The organism is Lysobacter sp. cf310, from assembly GCF_900114355.1.
In the GTDB taxonomy this organism is placed as follows: Bacteria; Pseudomonadota; Gammaproteobacteria; order Xanthomonadales; family Xanthomonadaceae; genus Lysobacter.
Map to the genome: position 1 here is coordinate 827,232 of NZ_FOSS01000001.1, position 16,070 is coordinate 843,301.

11 protein-coding genes are annotated in these 16,070 nt (G+C 67.5%); 7 read left to right on the forward strand and 4 right to left on the reverse strand.

Going from position 1 to position 16,070, the window contains the following annotated elements; all coding sequences use genetic code 11:
• Positions 1-126 precede the first annotated feature (126 nt).
• The 6 genes from BMZ45_RS03600 to coaE all read left to right on the forward strand — a co-directional run bounded on the left by BMZ45_RS03600 (position 127) and on the right by coaE (position 8,816).
• Complete coding sequence (locus BMZ45_RS03600; protein WP_139215373.1) at positions 127-2,076, forward strand: hypothetical protein; 1,950 nt, start codon at positions 127-129, stop codon at positions 2,074-2,076.
• 161 nt (positions 2,077-2,237) lie between these two features.
• Positions 2,238-4,175 carry a hypothetical protein gene (locus BMZ45_RS03605; RefSeq protein WP_091632511.1) on the forward strand — a complete coding sequence of 646 codons (1,938 nt, stop codon included), beginning with the start codon at positions 2,238-2,240 and terminating at the stop codon, positions 4,173-4,175.
• A gap of 148 nt (positions 4,176-4,323) precedes the next feature.
• Positions 4,324-6,051, forward strand: a complete 1,728-nt coding sequence (gene pilB, locus BMZ45_RS03610; protein ID WP_091632514.1) for a type IV-A pilus assembly ATPase PilB — start codon at positions 4,324-4,326, stop codon at positions 6,049-6,051.
• 3 nt (positions 6,052-6,054) lie between these two features.
• Entirely contained in the window at positions 6,055-7,311 is a 1,257-nt protein-coding gene (locus BMZ45_RS03615; protein ID WP_091632517.1) for a type II secretion system F family protein, read from the forward strand.
• 24 nt (positions 7,312-7,335) lie between these two features.
• Positions 7,336-8,199: a prepilin peptidase gene (locus tag BMZ45_RS03620; RefSeq protein ID WP_091632519.1), complete on the forward strand. Its 864-nt coding sequence runs from the start codon at positions 7,336-7,338 to the stop codon at positions 8,197-8,199.
• 5 nt (positions 8,200-8,204) lie between these two features.
• The gene (gene coaE, locus BMZ45_RS03625; protein WP_091632522.1) at positions 8,205-8,816 is read left to right on the forward strand and encodes a dephospho-CoA kinase; all 612 of its coding nucleotides are present in this window, start codon (positions 8,205-8,207) and stop codon (positions 8,814-8,816) included.
• A gap of 203 nt (positions 8,817-9,019) precedes the next feature.
• On the opposite strand, the gene BMZ45_RS03630 is transcribed toward coaE, so the two are convergent.
• From BMZ45_RS03630 to BMZ45_RS03640, 3 genes are all read right to left on the reverse strand, one after another.
• Entirely contained in the window at positions 9,020-10,018 is a 999-nt protein-coding gene (locus tag BMZ45_RS03630) for a Nudix family hydrolase (RefSeq protein ID WP_091632525.1), read from the reverse strand.
• A 99-nt stretch (positions 10,019-10,117) separates the two neighbouring features.
• Complete coding sequence (secA, locus tag BMZ45_RS03635) at positions 10,118-12,838, reverse strand: preprotein translocase subunit SecA (RefSeq protein ID WP_091632527.1); 2,721 nt, start codon at positions 12,836-12,838, stop codon at positions 10,118-10,120.
• Between the two features lie 368 nt (positions 12,839-13,206).
• A complete protein-coding gene (locus tag BMZ45_RS03640; protein WP_091632530.1) occupies positions 13,207-14,118 on the reverse strand; it encodes a M23 family metallopeptidase in 912 nt (303 codons plus the stop codon).
• Between the two features lie 7 nt (positions 14,119-14,125).
• Here BMZ45_RS03640 and BMZ45_RS03645 point away from each other — a divergent pair, with 7 nt between their 5' ends.
• Positions 14,126-14,575, forward strand: coding sequence for a DUF721 domain-containing protein (locus BMZ45_RS03645; RefSeq protein WP_082576486.1), 450 nt, complete (start codon positions 14,126-14,128; stop codon positions 14,573-14,575).
• 231 nt (positions 14,576-14,806) lie between these two features.
• Here BMZ45_RS03645 and lpxC read toward each other — a convergent pair whose 3' ends face one another.
• On the reverse strand, positions 14,807-15,715 hold the full coding sequence (gene lpxC, locus BMZ45_RS03650; RefSeq protein ID WP_056179191.1) for a UDP-3-O-acyl-N-acetylglucosamine deacetylase: 909 nt from the start codon (positions 15,713-15,715) through the stop codon (positions 14,807-14,809).
• Between the last annotated feature and the right edge of the window lie 355 nt (positions 15,716-16,070).

A 16,070-nucleotide genomic window follows, 5' to 3' on the forward strand; every position in this document is an offset into this window, starting at 1 on the left:
GCCTGTCTCGTGCTGGACACGATCCGCGCCGATGACGCAGGATTCCGGCACTCCGGGGCGCGTCACGCTCCGCCCCTCGCCGCCGTGCACCCGACCGGGAATCGGCCCCAGCGGTAGCGCCATCCCATGCAATCCCCGACCTCTCCTCGCTCCTGGCGAGCAGCCTTACTCGCTGACGGCGCGCACCTGCGCCTGGCAAGCATCGGATTCGCACTGCTGGCGCTGGCCACTCTGGCGATCTACTGGCCGGGCCTGAACGGGCCTTTCCTGCTCGACGACGGGGTCACTTTCCCCCCGATCCAACGCTGGCTGGCAGGGCAGGCCAGCCTCGCCGAAGCCGTGCTCGGCCGGGGCTCGCAACTCACGGCGCGACCGGTCGCTATGGCGAGTTTCGCGCTTAGCGCAATGCTGGGCGGCGATACGCCGTTCTCGTTCAAGCTCGGCAATCTGATCCTGCATGTGCTGTGCGGCCTCCTGGTCTGGCAGTTGGTCCGTCGCCTGCTGGAACTCGACCCGCGACTGGCGGCACGCGCGCCGTTCCTGGCGACGATCGCGAGCGGCCTATGGCTCCTGCATCCCATCCAGGTCAGCACCGTCCTGTACTCGGTACAACGCATGGCCCAGCTCAGCACCGCACTGGTGCTCGCCGCGGTGCTGCTCTATCTGCTGGCGCGACGCGAACTCGCCGAAGGCCGGGTGCGATCGGCGCTGTTCAAATTGTTCGTGACCTTCCCGCTGCTGGTGGTGCTTGGCCTGCTGAGCAAGCAGAACGCAGCGGTGGCGCCTCTGATCTGCCTGGCCATCGAGTTGAGCTACTTCGGCTTCGCGGGAAAGGGACCGGTGCGCGCATTCTTCGCCGCCTTCGTGCTCCTGCCCGGGACGGCGGTGTTGGCCTCGCTGTTGCTCGCACCGGACTGGCTGCTGGGCGGCTATGCGGAATGGGACTTCAGCCCGATGCAGCGCCTGCTCAGCGAAGCGCGCGCCCTGACCTCGTATCTGGGCTTGATCCTGTGGCCGCGCGGCCCCGGCATGGGCGTCTACACCGACGATTTCGCGCTCTCGACCGGGCTGTTTTCGCCGCCCGCCACCGCGCTGTCGGTCCTGGCGCTGCTGGCGGCCAGCGCGGGTGCCGCGTACTGGCGGAAAGCCGCCCCCAGCCTGTGCGCGGGATGGTTCGCATTTCTGGCCGCGCATGCGGTCGAGTCGAGCCTGCTGCCGGTTGAGCTTTACTACGAGCACCGCAACTACTTGCCGCTGACCGGATTGGTCCTGGCGGCGGTGGGCGCGACCGCATTGCTGCCCGCCGGAGCGACCACGCGCAAGACCTACCGGATGCAACTCGCGGGCGCGGCGCTGGTGATTATCGTCGCACTGGCGACGGTCACTGCCGGCCGGGTTTCGGTCTGGCGCAGCCTGGACAGCATTTCCGCCGAAGGTCTGCGCGAACATCCGCATTCGTTGCGCGCCATCTACGATCGCGGCAACGTGCTTTTGGCGCGCGGGGACATACAGGGCAATCTCGCGCTGATGGTGTCCTTGGCTGCCAGCGAAGACCCTCGGCATCGACTGCTGGGCCGCTTGCACGTGATACGCGCGCGCTGCGATGCGGGCCTTCCGGTCGTGCGCGCGGACTATGCCGGGATCGCCCCTCTGCTGCTGCCGAAACTGACCATCTTCGAGCTACAGGCGCTGCGCTCGCTGGCAGTCACGCAGCAACGTCGCGGCTGCGCCATCGCCGCGCACGAACTCGGAGACCTGATCGCGCAAGCGGCCGAGACCGCCGGCGCCCAGCCGGAATCGGCGCGGCCGAAGTGGTTGGTCCGCCTACTCGCCGCGGAGACCTACGCGCGCGCCGGCGACCTTGCCGCCGCCGAAACGCAGGCGCGCATCGGCTGGAGCGCCAGCGGCGATCTGCCCACCGGCGTACTGCTGGCGAAGATTCTGGCTGCGCGCGGCGCGCGCGAGGATGCGGCGCGGATTTGGCTGGAACTGGACTCCCGCATCAAGCCCTACGACAGCCTAGGCCGGTCCGAACTCGCCCAGATTCGCGCCATGTTGACCGCGCCGGCGCCGTAACGCCGCTCCTCGTCAGTGCCCGTGCCGAGGCGACCGGCGGGCAATCGACATGGGATCGCGATCCGCTTGGCACGGCCGCCTCCACGCTAAAGTCGCCCTCACGATCGTCGCCACGCCCGCAATCCCAGGCTTCTTCTACACCTCCAACTCATGGGCTCCGAATGTCGTCTTGGCTCGAACTACTGAAGCGCGACGCGCGCGGTATCGGCGCACGCTGGGACGCGGCGCGATGGTGGCTGTGCTGCATGGCGGCGGTGACGCTGGCGGTGTACTGGTCCGGCTTGGACGGCCCTTTCCTGTTCGACGATCCCGCCAATCTGTCCGTATTCCGCGATTGGTATCACGGCCGGGTCGACTGGCGTTTCGCGGTGTTCGGACGCAACGATCTGCTGTCCGCCAGACCGGTATCGATGGCCAGTTTTCTGCTCACGGTTGGTATCGGCGGCCCTGGCCCCATGCCTTACAAGCTGGGCAATGTGTTGATTCACCTGGCCTGCGGCCTGTTGGCTTTCCGAGTCCTGCAGCGCGCACTGTCCGAGGACGCCGCATTGGCGGCGCGCGCCCGACTGCTAGCTGCGATCGCGATCGCTTTGTGGTGGCTGCACCCGATCCAGGTCAGCACGGTGCTGTATTCGGTCCAACGCATGGCGCAACTGGCCGCGCTGTTCGCGCTCGTGTCCGTTCTGGCCTATTGGGTCGGACGAGCGCGACTGGTCAACGGCCGAGCGCGCTCGGCGGCCCTGCTGCTATTCGTGGCATTTCCGGTGTCGCTCGTCTGCGGCGTCCTGAGCAAACAAAGCGCGGCGATCGCGCCGCTGCTGTGCCTGGTTCTGGAACTGGCCTACTTCCGTGGCCCTCGACCGCGCGCCGTGAAGTGCTTCTTCGCCGTGTTCCTGGCCCTTCCGATGGCCGCCGCCTCGCTAGCCCTGCTCTGGTCGCCCGAACTCCTGACCCGCGGTTACGCGGATTGGGACTTCAGCCTCGGGCAGCGCCTGCTCACCCAGGCGCGCGCGCTAATAAGCTATCTGGGGAGTTTGCTATGGCCAAGGGCCGAACGGATGAGCTTGTTCGGCGATGACTTCGCCCTGTCGACCAGCCTGCTCTCGACGCCTTCGCCGCTGCCCGCGCTGGTTGCTCTCGCGACCATCAGCGGCGTGGTATTCGCGCTCCGTCGACGCGCCCCCAGCCTGTTCGCAGGCTGGTTCTGGTTCCTGGCCGCGCACACCGTGGAGTCCAGCGTGCTGCCGCTGGAGATGTACTACGAGCATCGCAACTACCTGCCATCGCTGGGCTTGGGCCTGGCCCTGATTGGCGTGCTGGCCTTGCTGCCGAAACGCGCGTCGATGGGCTTGCGACCGCTACCTTTGACCCTGGCCGCGGCCGGACTGTGCGCCTTGCTGGCCACCTCCACCTGGGGCCGTGTTCAGACTTGGCGTAGCAAACAGGGGATCGTGTCGAATGCCTTGCTGCACCACCCGGACTCGCTACGGGCGCGCCAGACCCAGGCCTTTATCGACGTCAGCGCCGATCGGATCGATGCGGCGCTCGCGCAGATGGCGCAGATGGCCGACGGCCCGATACCGCGTCGGCGCCTGTTGGCTCGAATCGATTCGGTGTCCATCGCCTGCCTAGGCGAACGCGACCCCGACCCGGCTTCGCTCGAGCAGGCCTTGACCGACACCCAGGCTCAAATCACGCTGGACGAAGTCCTGGTCGCCGATCTGCTGTCCCAGGCCACCAGTGTCGGCCGTTGCCCGCGGATCACCTCCGAACGGACCATCGACACGGTCCTGAGCCTGCTGGCCGCCGCCTCGAAGCAGCCGGACACCGCCGAACCCAAGCGCCAGATGCGCCTGATCGCCTCCCTGCTGCTTGCGCGCGCGCAGCGCTGGCCGGAGGCGCAACAGCAGGCCGAGCGCGCCTGGGCCGCGCAAGCACCCCTGGAGACCGCCGACATCCTGGTCCGCGCCTATCTGGCCAACGGCGACCGCGACGCGGCCGAGCGGACCTGGCGCGAACTGCAGGCCCGGGTCCGGCCCTATGATCGTGCCGGTCAGCACCTGCTGGGGCAGCTGCGAGGTCTGATCGAGCAACATTGAACCGTCGCCTGCAATGGCTGTCCTATCATTCCAGACGCCTACGTTAATGGCCAAAATCGAGCCCTGACTAGCAAAAAGGCGACATCTGTCCGCTCGCGTGGCCCACGGATTGGGGTAAAGTCGGACCGGGGAAAAACCGAGGACTGCGATGTCTAGCGTCGCTACCGCCAACTTGGTGGGGATCACCGGCATTGCCCGGCGCCTGGTGCTGGACGGCGCCCTGGAAGAGACCGCGGCCCGCGAAGCCATGGCCACGGCCAGCAGCGAACGCAAGCCGATCGCGACCTACCTGTCCGAAAAGCGCCTGGTCTCGGCCGGGCAGCTGGCTGCCGCCAACTCGATCGAGTTCGGCGTGCCGCTGTTCGACGCCGCCACGCTCGACGCCTCGCAATCGGCGATCAAGCTGGTCAGCGAGGAACTGGTGCGCAAGCACAGCGTGCTGCCGCTGTTCAAGCGCGGCAACAAGCTGTTCGTGGGCCTGGCCGATCCAACCAACACCCGCGCCCTGGACGAGATCAAGTTCCAGACCAACCTGGTGATCGAGGCCATCCTGGTCGACGAGGACACGATCCGGCGCAGCCTGGACCAGTGGCTGGAGTCGGCCGACGCGCTCGGCGAAGGCGTCAACGAGGAGGGCCTGGAAACGCTCGACGTCGGTAGCGGCGACGACGACCTGACCGCCGCCGGCGACAGCGGCGTCGACGCCAAGGGCGACGACACCCCGGTGGTGAAGTTCGTCAACAAGGTGCTGGTGGACGCGATCCGCCGCGGCGCCTCGGACATCCACTTCGAGCCTTACGAAACCGATTATCGCGTGCGCCTGCGCATCGACGGCCTGCTCAAACAGGTCGCCAAGGTACCGGTCAAGCTCAGCCCGCGCATCGCCGCGCGCCTGAAGGTCATGGCGCAGCTGGACATCGCCGAGAAGCGCGTGCCGCAGGACGGCCGCATCAAGCTCAACCTGTCCAAGACCAAGCAGATCGACTTCCGCGTCAGCACCCTGCCGACCCTGTTCGGCGAGAAGATCGTGCTGCGTATCCTCGACGGCAGCGCCGCGCGCCTGGGCGTGGACAAGCTCGGCTACGAGGAAGACCAGAAGGAGCTGTTCGTCGGCGCCGTGGTCAAGCCCTACGGCATGGTCCTGGTGACCGGCCCGACCGGCTCGGGCAAGACGGTGTCGCTGTACACCGCGCTGAACATCCTCAACGACGACATGCGCAACATCTCCACGGTCGAGGACCCGGTCGAAATCCGCGTGCCGGGCATCAACCAGGTGCAGATGAACGTGAAGCGCGGCATGACCTTCGCCGCCGCGTTGCGCAGCTTCCTGCGTCAGGATCCGGACGTGATCATGGTCGGCGAAATCCGCGACCTCGAGACCGCCGAGATCGCGATCAAGGCCGCCCAGACCGGCCATATGGTGCTCTCGACCCTGCACACCAACGACGCGCCGCAGACCATCGCGCGCCTGATGAACATGGGCGTCGCGCCGTACAACATCACTTCCTCGGTGACCCTGGTCATCGCCCAGCGCCTGGCCCGCCGCCTGCACGACTGCAAGCGCGAGGTCCACCTGCCCGAACACGCGCTGCTGGCCGAAGGCTTCAGCCACGACGAGATCGTCGGCGGCCTGAAGATCTACGAAGCCGCCGGCTGCCCGGACTGCACCGAAGGTTACAAGGGCCGTACCGGCATCTATCAGGTCATGCCCATGACCGAACAGATCCAGGCCATCGTGCTGGAAGGCGGCAATGCGATGCAGATCGCGACCGCCGCTTTGAAGTCCGGCGTCCGCGACCTGCGCCAGTCGGCGTTAATGAAGGTCAGGAACGGCGTCACCAGCCTCTCCGAAATCAACCGCGTTACCAAGGACTAAACCATGTCCGCGACCCGCACCGCGACCAAGCAGCAGCCGACCGTCCGCCGCCCCAATCCGCTCGAGATCTTTGTCTGGGAAGGCAAGGACAAGCGCGGCGTCGTCATGAAGGGCGAGCAGTCGGCGAAGAACGCCAACATGCTGCGCGCCGAACTGCGTCGCCAGGGCATCACGCCCGGCACGGTCAAGCCCAAGGGCAAGCCGTTCCTGGGCGGCGCCGGCAAGCGCATCACGCCTCGCGACATCGCCATCTTCAGCCGCCAGATCGCGACGATGATGAAGTCGGGCGTGCCGATCGTGACCTCGCTGGAGATCATGGCCGGTGGCCAGAAGAACCAGAAGATGAAGACGCTGATCAATACCATCCGCGCCGATCTCGAAGGCGGCTCCTCGATGCACGAGGCGCTGAGCAAGCATCCGGTCCAGTTCGACGAGCTCTACCGCAACCTGGTCAAGGCCGGCGAATCGGCGGGCGTGCTGGAAACGGTGCTCGACACCGTCGCCAGCTACAAGGAGAACATCGAAAGCCTGAAGGGCAAGATCAAGAAGGCGCTGTTCTACCCGGCCACGGTGGTCGCGGTGGCGATCCTGGTCAGCGCGATCCTGCTGATCTTCGTGGTCCCGCAGTTCCAGAAGACCTTCCAGAGCTTCGGCGCCGAGCTGCCGGCGTTCACCCTGATGATCATCGGCGCCAGCGACTTCATGATCAAATACTGGTGGGCGGTATTGTTCATCATAGTCGGCACCATCGTCGGCTTCATCATGGCCAAGAACCGATCCCCGGCCTTCGCCCACTTCCTCGACCGCATGATGCTGAAGATCCCGGTGGTCGGGCAGATCCTGCACAACTCGGCGATCGCGCGTTTCGCGCGCACCCTGGCGGTGACCTTCAAGGCCGGCGTGCCGCTGGTGGAGGCGCTGGACACCGTCGCCGGCGCCACCGGCAACGTGGTCTACGAGCAAGCCGTGCGCCGCATTCGCGACGACGTCTCGGTGGGCTACCAGCTCAACATGTCGATGAAGCAGGTCAACCTGTTCCCGCACATGGTGATCCAGATGACCGCGATCGGCGAAGAGGCCGGCGCGCTCGACACCATGCTGTTCAAGGTCGCGGAGTTCTACGAGGAAGAGGTCAACAACGCGGTCGACGCACTGTCCAGCCTGCTCGAGCCGCTGATCATGGTGGTGTTGGGCGTCGTGGTCGGCAGCATGGTCATCGGCATGTACCTGCCGATCTTCAAGCTCGCCGCGACGATCTGACCGCCCCGGGGTTATCCTTCACGCATGGCATTCCTGGATCAGAACCCCGGCCTCGGCTTTCCGCTCGCGGCCGGTTTCGGGCTGTTGGTCGGCAGTTTTCTCAACGTGGTCATCCTGCGCCTGCCCAAGCGGCTGGAATGGCAGTGGAACCGCGACGCCCGCGAGATCCTGGAGCTGCCCGAGCTCTACGACCCGCCGCCGCCCGGCATCGTGGTCGAGCGCTCGCACTGCCCGCACTGCAAGCACCAGCTGAGCTGGTACGAGAACATCCCGGTCTTCAGCTACCTGTTCCTGCGCGGCCGCTGCCGCAGCTGCAAGACCCCGATCTCGCCGCAGTACCCGCTGGTCGAACTGGTGACCATGCTGGCCGTGCTGGCCTGCGTGTGGCGCTTCGGCTTCGGCTGGCAGGGCTTCGGCGCGATCGTGTTCAGCACCTTCCTGATCGCGCTGTCCGGCATCGACTTCCGCACCAAGCTGCTGCCCGACCAGCTCACCTTGCCGCTGATGTGGCTGGGCCTGATCGCCAGTTCCGACAATCTGTACTTCACCACCAAGCCGGCGCTGCTCGGCGCGATCGCCGGTTATCTGAGCCTGTGGTCGGTGTGGTGGGTGTTCAAACAGCTGACCGGCAAGGAAGGCATGGGCCACGGCGACTTCAAGCTGCTGGCCGCGATCGGCGCCTGGGTCGGGCTCAAGGGCATTCTGCCGACCATCCTGCTGTCCTCGCTGGTCGGCGCCATCATCGGCTCGATCTGGCTGACCGCGCGCGGACGCGACAAGGCCACCCCGATACCGTTCGGGCCCTATCTCGCGATCGCCGGCTGGGTCGTGTTCTTCTGGGGCGAGCAACTGGTCGGCGCGTACATGCGCTACGCCGGGCTGCGCTGACCGCCATGGCCGCGTTCTGCGTCGGGGTGACCGGCGGCGTGGCCTCGGGCAAGAGCGAAGTGACCCGGCGTTTCGAAGCGCTGGGCGTGAGCGTGGCCGATGCCGATCTGGCCGCCCGCGCGGCGGTCGAAGCCGGCTCCGCGGGGCTGGCCGAGGTCGTGGCCGCGTTCGGCGCGCAGGTGCTGGACGCCCAGGGCGGCCTGGACCGCGCCGCGATGCGCCGCCGCGTGTTCGCCGACCCCGACGCGCGCCGGCGCCTGGAAGCGATCGTCCATCCGCGCGTGCGCGCCCTGCTGCGCGAACAATGCGAACGCGCGCCCGGCGCCTATGCGATCGCGGCCATTCCCCTGCTCACCGAAGGCGGCGGCCGCGAGGCCTACCCCTGGCTGCAGCGCATCCTGCTGGTCGACGTGCCGGTCGAGGTCCAGCGTGCGCGCGTGATGGCGCGCGACCGCGTCGAGGCCGAGCTGGCCGAACGCATGATCGCGGCCCAGGCCACGCGCGCGGCGCGCCTGGCGATCGCCGACGACGTGATCGTCAACGACGGCCCGCTGGACGCGCTGGACCGCCAGGTCGCGGCCCTGGACCGACGCTATCGGGCCTTGGCCGCCGGCTGAGCCGGGGCACCGCGTTGTGTGGGAGCGGCGTGAGCCGCGATCGCTTCTCTGCGCTTGCCATCAAAGCGCGCTAATCGCGGCGCTTTCACAGTCGCCGGAATCGCGCCGAGGCCGGCACCGACCGTTCAAGAATCGCGGCTTGTGAATCAGGCAGCGCCTCAGCGGTATCCGCTCGCAGGCGGCGGCCCGTACCGCCGATGCTTTCAGGCCGCCGCTTCGGCGACCGCGTCGGGCCACAGGCCGCGGATCGCGGCCACGCCTTGGGCGCCGTGCGCACGCGCGGCGGCGATGTCGCCCGGACCTAGCCCGCCGATCGCATAGATCGGCAGGGACACCGCCTCGCGCAGGGCCGCAAAGCCGTCCCAGCCGATCCCGGCCGCACCGGGATGGCTGGGCGTGGCGCGGATCGCGCCGACGACGGCGAAATCGCAAGCCAACGCCTGCGCGCTGCGCAGTTCGTCGGCGTCGTGGCAGGACGCGGCCAGCGGCAACTCCGCGGGCAGCGGGCGCCGGGTGTGCTCGCGCAGTTGCGCGGCACGCAGGTGCAGACCCACCGACAGGGCCAGGGCCAGCTCGACGTCGCCGTTGATCAGGACCTCGGCGCCCGCCGCGCGGCAACGCTGCACCGCCGCGGCCACCAGCGCACGCCAGCGCTCGGGCGCGGTGTCGGGCGCGCGCAGCTGGATCCGGCGCGCACCGGCGGCCAGCGCACGCTCCAGCGCCGCCAGCCAACGCGCATCGTCGGCACCACCGGGCGCGGGCGTGACCAGATAGCGATCGGGCTGCAGCAGCGCCGCGACCACCGGTCGATCGGCCGGCGGCATCTGGTAGCGGGCCAGCTTGGCCGGCGGTACCCAGACCAGGGCCTGCCCTTCACGGCCGCGCACGCTGCCGCGCCAGTGCTTGAGCTCGCGCACGTCCAGGCGCAGGCGCTTGTCGGGATAGGCCTGCGGCACATCGATCAGGGCCGCGCCGACCTCGCAGTCGATGCCCAGCTCTTCGTGCAGTTCGCGTTGCAACGCGGCCTCGGGCGATTCGCCGGCTTCGCGCTTGCCGCCCGGGAACTCCCACAGCCCGGCCAGATCGCGACCCTCGGTGCGGCGGGTCAACAGGATGCGGCCGCGCGCGTCGCGGATCACACCGGCCACCACTTCGACCACGCGTTCGGACCGCGGCGACGGTGCGGCGATCGGATCGCTCATGGACATGCGGCTTGCGGCGACCGGCGCGGCTTCGGCGACGGTCGCGGGGGCTCGGACCTCGGCCCACCCTCTCCCGCGGACGGGAGAGGGCGTCGAGTATCAGGCCAACTGCCCATGGCAGTGCTTGTACTTCTTGCCGCTGCCGCAGGGGCAGGGATCGTTGCGGCCGACGTTGGCGAAGGCTTCCTCGGACACCTGCGCGGCCTCCTCGTCGGCGCCGAAGCCGCCGGCGCTGGCGTGCTGGAACTGCATCTGCCGGGCCTGTGCCTCGGCCTGCGCGCGTTCCTGCGCTTCCATCGCCGCGATCTCTTCCTCGTTGCGGATGCGCACGCGCGACAGCAGCGTGACCACTTCGCGCTTGACCTTCTCCAGCATGTCCGAGAACAGCTCGAAGGCTTCCTTCTTGTACTCCTGCTTCGGCTGCTTCTGGGCATAGCCGCGCAGATGGATGCCCTGGCGCAGGTAGTCCATGCGCGCCAGATGCTCCTTCCAGTTCTGGTCGAGCACGTTGAGCATGATGTGCTTCTCCAGCATGCGCATGGTCTCGGCGCCGAGCTGGACTTCGCGATCGGCGAAGTGCTGGTTGACCGCCTCGACCACGCGCGCGGCGACGCCGTCGGCGTCGAGCTCGTCGTGGCTGCGGGCGAAATCGACCATCTCCACCTGCACGCCGAACTCCTCGGCGATGCCGGCTTCCAGGCCCGGCAGGTCCCACTGCTCGTCGACCGAATTCGGCGGCACGTAGCGCGCGACCAGGTCGGCGACCACGTCCTCGCGGATGCCGTCGACGTTGTCCTGCACGCTCTCGGCTTCCAGCAGCTCGTCGCGCTGGCCGTAGATCACCTTGCGCTGATCGTTGTTGACGTCGTCGAAGTCGAGCAGGTTCTTGCGGATGTCGAAGTTATGGGCCTCGACCTTGCGCTGCGCGTTGGCGATCTGCTTGGTCACCAGCGGGCTTTCGATGATGTCGTCTTCCTTCAGGCCCATGCGCGCCATCACGCGCTGCACCCAGTCGGCCGCGAAGATGCGCATCAGATTGTCTTCGAGCGACAGGTAGAAGCGCGAGGAACCCGGATCGCCCTGGCGACCGGCACGGCCGCGCAGCTGGTTGTCGATACGGCGCGATTCGTGGCGCTCGGTGCCGACGATATGCAGGCCGCCGGAAGCCTTGACCGCGTCGTGACGACGCTGCCACTCGGCCTTCAGGCGCGCATGGGTGACTTCGTCGACCGGCTGGCCTTCGTTCTGCGCCGCCAGTTCGGCCAGCTCGCTCTCCAGCGAACCGCCGAGCACGATGTCGGTGCCGCGGCCGGCCATGTTGGTGGCGATGGTGATCGCGCCGGGACGTCCGGCCTGGGCGACGATGTTGGCTTCGCGCTCGTGCTGCTTGGCGTTGAGCACCTCGTGGGTCACGCCGGCCTCGCGCAGCTGCTGGCTGAGCATTTCCGAGACTTCGATCGAGGTCGTGCCGACCAGCACCGGCTGGCCGCGGCTGTACGCGTCCTTGATTTCGTTGAGCACCGCGCGGTACTTGCCGGCGCGGTTGAGGAACACCTGGTCCGGGTGATCCTTGCGCACCATGGTGCGATGGGTCGGGATCACGATCACTTCCAGGCCGTAGATGCTCTGGAATTCGTAGGCCTCGGTGTCCGCCGTACCGGTCATGCCGGCCAGCTTCTTGTACATGCGGAACAGGTTCTGGAAGGTGATCGACGCCAGCGTCTGGTTCTCGCGCTGGACCGGCACGCCTTCCTTCGCCTCCACCGCCTGGTGCAGACCGTCCGACCAGCGACGGCCGGCCAGGGTGCGGCCGGTGAACTCGTCGACGATCACGACCTCGCCGTCGCGCACGATGTAGTCGACGTCGCGCTGGTAGATCGCGTGCGCGCGCAGCGCAGCATTGAGGTGATGCACGACGCTGAGGTTGTTGGCGCCGTACAGGCTGTCTTCGTCGCCCTGCAGGATGCCGGCGCGGCGCAGCAGGTCCTCGGCGTGTTCCTGACCGGACTCGGACAGGTGCACCTGCTTGCCCTTCTCGTCGACCCAGTAATCGCCCTCGCCGTCTTCCTTCTCCTGGCGGATCAGCGACGGCACCACGCGGTTGACCTTGATGTACAGCTCCGGCGACTCGTCGGCGGGGCCGGAGATGATCAGCGGCGTGCGCGCCTCGTCGATCAGGATCGAGTCGACCTCGTCGACGATCGCGTAATGCAGGCCGCGCTGGAAGCGGTCTTCCTTCGACAGCGCCATGTTGTCGCGCAGGTAGTCGAAGCCGAATTCGTTGTTGGTGCCGTAGGTGATGTCGGCGGCGTAGGCGGCATGCTTGTCGCTATGCGCCATGCCCGGATAGACCACGTCGACGCTCAGGCCCAGCCAGTTGTACAGACGGCCCATCCAGGCCGAGTCGCGACGCGCCAGGTAGTCGTTGACGGTGACCACGTGCACGCCCTTACCCTCGAGCGCGTTGAGGTAGACCGGCAGCGTGCCGACCAGGGTCTTGCCCTCGCCGGTGCGCATTTCGGCGATCTTGCCCAGGTGCAGGACCATGCCGCCGATCAGCTGCACGTCGTAATGGCGCATGCCGAGCACGCGCTTGGACGCTTCGCGGCAGACCGCGAACGCTTCCGGCAGCAGCTTGTCCAGGCTCTCGCCGGCGGCGATGCGCTGCTGGAATTCGGGAGTCTTGGCCTGCAGCTCGCTGTCGGAGAGCTTTTCCATCTCCGGTTCGAGCGCGTTGATCTTGACGACGGAGCGTTGCAGTTGGCGCAGCAGGCGATCGTTGCGGCTGCCGAAAACGCGGGTAAGCAGGCTGTTGAGCATGAACGGGTCCGTGAAGCGAAACAGGAATCCGGGGACGGAACGCGTTAAGAACGCTTAACCGCCGGCGAGTTCCCGATTGAGGAAGGTCCAGAGACGGAATCGGAGCGCGTGGCGCCCCGATCGCATCGAGCCTGGTCTTAAGCCAACGCTCATTCTAGCTTGGGCCGCGCCCCCGCGCTTGCAAGGGGCAAGGCCGGCCGACGACGGGTCGCGCATTCATGCGCACCGGCCCGAAAACGCGAACGGCGCCCGAGGGCGCCGCAGCGGTGTGGTGCTCGAAACCGACGCCGGGCCCTGAGTGCGCGTCCGGCGCGGCGGACGTTAGGCGGGCCGCGGGCCAGTGGCTCGCAGGCAGGCCCGCCTCGGCCTCAGCCGCGCAGCGGCGACTGCTGGTTCAAGAACTTGACCGGGTTCACGACCCGACCGTTCTCCCATACCTCGAAGTGCACGTGGGCGCCGGTGGAGCGGCCGGTGGAGCCGGCCTTGGCCACTTCCTGGCCCGCGCGGACCAGCTCGCCGACCTTCAGCAGCAGGCGCGAGTTGTGCGCGTAGCGGGTCACGTAGCCGTTGCCGTGGTCGACCTCGACCACATTGCCGTAGCCCGAACGCACGCCGGAATAGCTGACCACGCCGTCGGCCACGGCCAGCACCGGATCGCCGACGTCGGCTTCGAAGTCGATGCCCTTGTGGAAGGCGCTACCGCCGTTGAACGGATCGGCGCGACCGCCGAAGCCCGACGTGATATAGCTGTTGGCGATCGGCGCGCGCGACGGCACGGCGTTCATGTCGAGCTGACGATTGAACAGCAGCGACTCCAGCACCGACAGCTGCTCGCCGGAGGCCTTGAACTGGCCGTCCAGCTTGGCCATACCCACCGATAACTCGGCCTTGGGCATGTCCCGGACCGGGCCGGCACCACCTTGGCCGACCGGCTTGTTGAAGTCGAACTCGCCGTCCTGCAGCTGACCGATGCGGGTCAGGCGCTCGCCGAGCGCGTTGAGGCGGTTGGCCTCGGCCTGCAGCTCGCCCATGCGCGCGGCCAGGGCGTTGATCTCGCGCTGGGCGTCGCGGCGGGTGGCGTCGATCTGGGCCTGCTGATCGCGCACCTGGGCGCGCAGCATGGCGTTGTCGGCGATGCCGGCGCCGGCGCCCAGCGCCACGCCGGTGCCCAGCAGCAGGGCTACCGCGACCGCGGGGCGACGTCCGCCGAAGTGGCCGACGTGCTGGAAGAACGTACCCAGCTGCGCCCGCGATTTGTTTACGATGGATTGATAGGTCATTTGTTCTATGTCTGATTCCAAGTCCAAACCACCAACGCGCCCCCCCTCGACCCCTCGCGACGCGCTCGAAGCGCTGCTCGCGGAGCCGGCGGGGAACCCGATCCGTCGAGCGCTCTGGCTGGACGGTCTGGACCGACGGTTACGCCCCCTCTTGCCGCCTTCGCTGGCCGCGCACGCGCGACTGGCTAACTTCGAGAACGGCAAGCTCGTATTTGTCGTCGATGCTCCGGTGTGGCGGGCCAAGCTGCGGCTCGCGGCTCCTGAACTACTCGACGCGGCCCGTTCCGTCGGGCTGGATGCAGCTGAACTGATCGTCAAAACGACAGCGCCGGCGGCTGCGCCTGTGCAACCGGCCCGGAAAGCCTTACCCATGTCGGCGTACGCGCAAAAAGCTTTGGCGGACGCCCTGGCATCGCTCAAGGAACCCGATCCATCGGGTTCGGATGATGCCGCCTGACCACCGTTCGACGGCTGGCACGGTCCGTGCCGCCGCCGGCTATGAGGCCGGGTCGGGGCATGCTAACGGCCTAAACCCTTGAATTTGTTAAGAACGCACTAAAGAAACGGAAAAAATCCGTTAAAATTTAGTTAAAGCGTCACCGGACGTTCACGTCTGTGATCCGTCGCACGTTGGGGTCATGCTTTGTGCACCCTGTGTTCCCGGGCTGTGCCGGGTCGGGCGCGAGGCTCAGGCCGTGACCGGCTCGCCGTAGGCCACCGGCGGCGCGTCGACGTCGGTGTAGGTGACTTCTTCCCAGGCCGAACGCTCGGCCAGCAGGGCGCGCACCAGCTGATTGTTGAGCGCGTGACCGGACTTGTAGCCCTCGTAGGCGCCGATGATCGGGTGCCCGGCCAGGTACAGGTCGCCGACCGCGTCGAGGATCTTGTGGCGCACGAATTCGTCGGCGTAGCGCAGGCCGTCGTCGTTGAGCACCCGGAACTCGTCCAGCACGATCGCGTTGTCCATCGAGCCGCCCAGGCCGAGGTTGCGCTCGCGCATGTACTCCAGGTCGCGCATGAAGCCGAAGGTGCGGGCGCGGCTGACCTCGCGGATGTAGTTCTCGGTGGAGAACTCCACTTCCGCGCGCGACTGCGAGGCCGGGATCGCCGGATGGTCGAACACCACCGTGAAGCCCAGGCGGAAGCCGTCGTAGGGCTCGAAGCGCGCGACCTTGTCGCCGTGGCGGACTTCGACCGGACGCTTGATCCGGATGAAGCGCTTGGGCGCCTCCTGCTCGGCGATGCCCGCCGACTGCAGCAGGAACACGAAGGGGCCGGCCGAACCGTCCATGATCGGCACTTCGGCCGCGGACAGTTCGATGAAGATGTTGTCGATGCCCAGGCCGGCCAGGGCCGACAACAGGTGCTCGACGGTCATGACCTTGCCGGCGCCCTGGGTCAGGCCGGTGCACAGCACGGTCTCGGTGACCAGCTGGGCGGCCGCGGGGATCTCCACCACCGGATCCAGGTCGACGCGCCGGAACACGATGCCGCTGTCCACCGGGGCCGGGCGCAGGGTGAGAAAGACCTTCTCGCCGCTGTGCAGGCCCACGCCGGTGGCGCGGATCACGTTCTTGAGGGTGCGCTGACGCAACATGGTTCTGGGGAGGATCTGCCTGGGCTGCTGGGGAACGGCGGCCGGTCGTGGATTCTGGTTCTGCGGCCGACGCCATCACTATCGGGACGGGGTCGAAACCGCGCAAGGGTAGCACGCAGGACCCTGAACCTGAACGGAAAGGACGCAGTGTCCTACCCGGGTTCCCATACCGGATTCCCGCGCGGAGAAACCGACCGGTCGACCCGCCTAGGGACGGGTCGACCGGTCCAAACGCCGTGCGCCTGAGCGTGCGGCGGAGTGCTGCCCCCCGGGCCAGGGGACGAGTCCGGCCCGGGGGTGTACTGCAGGAGCGAGCTGAGAGAAGTGAGAAGTGAGCGAAAGCTGCGCTTACTCG